Below are 3,974 nucleotides of genomic sequence, written 5' to 3'. Positions count from 1 at the left end.
GGTCGACGAGTACGGACACCTGCTCGCGATCCTGTTGGTACCCCGCGAGGGGGTGGGGAGGACCCGGCCGGCTGCTGCGTTGTCGAACCCTCCCCCAACGGGGGCGGGGGAGCCGAGGCCGGTGGTGAGCAGGTCGGTGATCAGCGGGTCGTCGACCCGGGTGAGTTCGGCCTCGGAGCCGGTGCAGTTCAGCACCGCCCCCACCCGCAGCGCGCGGCCGTCGTCCAGCCGCACGTCGATGACCTCCCCGACCTCCCCGACCCCGTCGGGGCCGTCCGAGGTGGTCTTGGCGTCGGCCACGGTGCCCCGGCCGATGCTGACCAGACCCGCGTCGACGGCGGCGCGCAGGGCCCTGGCGCTGACCGGCGGGATCCGGTGGCGGTGGGTCTCCCAGAGCCGGAGGTCTCGGGCCAGCAGCCGGGCCTGGTCGGCGGGTGGGAGCTGCTGCCACAGGGCGCTGGTGAGGGGGCGGAGACTGTCGACCCCGGCCCGCCAGTCGCCGTGGACGCGGCGGCAGCGGGCGATCTGGCACAGCACCGCCCGGCGCAGCGCGGGCAGCCCCGCACGGGCGTCGAGCTGCGGGGCGACCGGGGCGACCGGCATGGTGAGCGGGGCGACCGGCGCGGTGAGCGGGGTGGCGGCGTGGGGTCGGGGGACCAGGCCGTGCCGGGACAGGGCGTGGACGACGCGGCCGGGGCGTTGCAGGCTGAGCGCCATGTCGACCATGGTCAGGCCGGTGCCGACGAGCAGGACGTCGCGGTCCTCGGGGACGGCCGCCAGGGCGCCGGGTGCCCAGGGGTCGGCCAGGAACCGCCCGGAGTCGCGCAGCGCCGGCGGTGCCCAGGCCTGGCCGGGTGCGAAGTTGCCCAGGGCCAGCACCGCCGCGTCGACGTCGAGCGGCGGCCCGTCGTGCAGCCACAGGCGCAGCGGCGGGGTGGTCGCCTGCGGCCGGTGGGTGAGGGCGACGACGCGGTCGGGGACCCGGACCAGGTCGGGGGTGCCGGGCTGGTCGGCCGCCGCCGCCAGGCTCTCGGCGAGGTAGCGGCCGAAGAGGCGCCGGGGGACGAAGTCGTGCTCGCCGCCGCGGTCGCCGAGCCAGCGCACGAAGTGGCCGGGGTCGTCCCGGTGGGCGCTCATCTGGCCGGCCCGGACGTTCAGCAGGTGGTGCGGCGCGTCGGTGCCGAACGCCAGCCCCGGGCCCGCGGGCCCGGGGTCGATGAGCCAGATCCGGGCCGGTGCGGGTCTCCCGGCGGCCGCGTGGTGGAGCAGGCGCAGCGCCGTCAGGGTGCCGGCGGCGCCTGCGCCCACCACGGCGATCTCTTGCGGGGTGCTGCTCTGGTTCACGGCGGCCGCGTCGGACGCGGCGGGAGACGTCATGCGGCCAACATCGAGCCGATCGCGCCGCCGCGTCCAACGACGGTTCATAGGCCCCTCGCCAAGCAGGACTTATGGCCGGGTGGCTCGGTGTCGCGCCGACCGGGGTGGGGGCGAAGGTCACGTAGGGTCCCGGGTTCGACACGTTCCGTCCCATAAGGAGAGTTTGGGGGCGCTCCGCCGCTCACCGTTCGAGCCTCTGGTTAGAGGGTGTCACGAAAGCTGTTGACCCCTCACGCGGATCCGCGTTATAACTTCTAACGAACGCGCAAGCATCTACCGCGTGCGGGGCTGCCACCGCCGCGTTCGCAGCTCGACAGGCAACGCCCGCCCACCAACTGACACTCGACCAAGGGGAATTCCATGTCCGGCACCCGCAGCACCGGCGTCCGCGCCGCCCTGTTCGCCGTCCCGCTCGTCGTCAGCCTCCTCGGCACCGCGGCCGCGCCCGCCGGGGCCGCCACCTCGCGCCCCGGTACCTCCCTGACCTGCCGCGGCGAGGGCGTCGACCCCCGGGCCCAGGTCCGCTACCGGGCCGAGACGGTGATCCACGCGCCGCTGCACACCATCTGGAAGCTGCAGACCGACGTGGAGCGCTGGCCGTCCTGGCAGGGCCCCGTCGCGAGCGCGGAGCGCCTCGACCACGGCCGCCTGCGCCCGGGTTCGGCGTTCCGGTGGACGACCCCGCTCCCGCCCAACCCCGCGACCACCGCCACCAGCCTGGACATCACCTCGACCGTCCAGCAGCTCAAGCGGGAGTCCTGCCTCCGCTGGACCGGCCCCGCCGACGCCGAAGGGCTGCACATCGACGGCGTCCACGTGTGGAACTTCACCCGGGTCAAGGGCGGCGTCCGGGTGAGCACCGAGGAGACCCACACCGGGCCCCAGGTCGACGCGGACGTCCCCACCGCGACCGCGATCCTGCGTCAGGGCCTCGACGGGTGGCTGCACGACCTGAAGACCACCGCCGAGGCCATCGCCGAGGCCGACGCAGACCGGGGCTGACCTGCGCCGATATGTCCTAGTCGGACAGGGATTCGAGGGCGGCCCGGGCGGCGTTGTGGCCGGGGATGCCGCTGACTCCGCCGCCGCGGACGGCGCCCGCGCCGCACAGCAGGACGTTCGGGTGGGCCGTCGCCACGCCCCAGCGGGCGGCGGGGCCGTCCACGGGCCCGGTCGCGAACGGGAAGGAGAGGTCCCGGTGGAAGATGTGGCCGCCGGGCAGGCCGATCTCCCGTTCCAGGTCGGGCGGGGTCTTGGCTTCCACGCAGGGCCGGCCGGTGGCGTCCGGCGCGAGGCAGTCGGCGATCGGTTCGGCCAGCACCTCGTCCAGTTGGGCCAGACTGGCCGCCAGGGCGCGCTCCTTGGCGGCCGGGTCGGTGAACAGCCGGGCGGGCATGTGCAGGCCGAACAGGGTCAGCGTCTGGAGGCCCTGGCGGACGGCTTCGGGGCCCAGGATGGTGGGGTCGGTGAGGGTGTGGCAGTAGATCTCCGACGGGGGTGCGGAGGGCATCCGGCCGGCCGCCGCCTCGGCGTAGGCGGTCTCCAACTGCCGGTAGCCCTCGGCGATGTGGAAGGTGCCCGCGAAGGCCTCCCGGGGGTCCGCGCCGGCGTCCCGGAGCCGCGGCAGCCGGCGCAGCACCAGGTTGACCTTCAGCTGGGCGCCCTCGGGCGCGGGCCCGGGCCCGGGTTCCTCGCCGAGGAGGCGGGCCAGGGTGGCCGGGGCGGCGTTGACCAGCACCCGGCGGCCCGCCGCGGTGGCCTCGCCGCCTTGGTGGCGGTACGTCACCTCGGCGTCGCCGTGGCCGTCGGTGGCGACGGCGGTGACCTCGCACCCGGTGCGGAGCTCCGCACCGGCGGCCAGGGCCGCCTCGGCCAGCGCGTCCGTCACCGCTCCCATGCCGCCGACCGGGACGTCCCAGTCGCCCGTCCCGTTGCCGATCACGTGGTAGAGGAAGCAGCGGTTCTGCCGCAGCGAGGGGTCGTGGGCGTGGGTGAAGGTGCCGATCAGCGCGTCCGTCAGGGCGATCCCGCGGACCAGGTCGTCGCTGAAGGTCCGTTCGATCGTCTCGCCCAGCGGCCGTTCGAACAGGGCGGTCCAGGCGGCGTCGTCGGCGATCCGCCGGCGCAGTTCGGCGCGTGCGGGCAGCGGCTCGGTGAGGGTCGGGAAGACCCGTCGGGCGACCTGCCCGGTCATGCCGTAGAAGCGCTGCCAGGCCTCCCACTCCCGGTCGGTTCCGGTGAGGGCCCGGAACGACTCCCCGGTCCGGCCGGGGTCGGCGGCGTCCACCAGCAGGCCGGTGGGCCTCCCGTCCCGGACGGTGGGTGTGTACGAGGCGATCCGGCGGCGCCGCAGGTCGAGCCGCAGGCCCAGGTCCTGGACGATCTTCCGTGGCAGCAGGCTGACCAGGTAGGAGTAGCGCGACAGCCGGGCGTCCACGCCCGGGAACGCCCGGGTGGAGACGGCGGCGCCGCCGACCCGGGGCAGCTGTTCGAGCAGCAGGACCCGGCGTCCGGCCCGGGCGAGGTAGGCGGCGGCCACCAGCCCGTTGTGGCCGCCGCCGACGATCACGGCGTCGTACCGGGCGGGGGTGGACGGG

At 75.5% G+C, this 3,974-nt stretch carries 3 protein-coding genes; 1 reads left to right on the top strand and 2 read right to left on the bottom strand.

Features of this window, described 5'->3' with window-relative positions:
• Window positions 1–1,377, bottom strand: a 1,377-nt coding sequence (locus tag ACFVX9_RS27705) for an FAD/NAD(P)-binding protein (RefSeq protein WP_387984097.1), incomplete at its 3' end; no start/stop codon positions are given.
• Window positions 1,378–1,737: 360 nt separating this feature from the next.
• On the opposite strand from ACFVX9_RS27705, the gene ACFVX9_RS27700 reads away from it, so the two are divergent.
• Window positions 1,738–2,379, top strand: coding sequence for an SRPBCC family protein (locus ACFVX9_RS27700; RefSeq protein ID WP_387984095.1), 642 nt, complete (start codon window positions 1,738–1,740; stop codon window positions 2,377–2,379).
• 16 nt (window positions 2,380–2,395) lie between these two features.
• Here ACFVX9_RS27700 and ACFVX9_RS27695 read toward each other — a convergent pair whose 3' ends face one another.
• The gene (locus ACFVX9_RS27695) at window positions 2,396–3,946 is read right to left on the bottom strand and encodes a phytoene desaturase family protein (protein ID WP_387984116.1); all 1,551 of its coding nucleotides are present in this window, start codon (window positions 3,944–3,946) and stop codon (window positions 2,396–2,398) included.
• Between the last annotated feature and the right edge of the window lie 28 nt (window positions 3,947–3,974).

The organism is Kitasatospora sp. NPDC058243, assembly GCF_042882025.1.
Lineage (GTDB): Bacteria > Actinomycetota > Actinomycetes > Streptomycetales > Streptomycetaceae > Kitasatospora.
The sequence above is the reverse complement of the archived record's forward strand: the minus strand, read 5'-3'. Positions and strand labels throughout refer to the sequence as shown.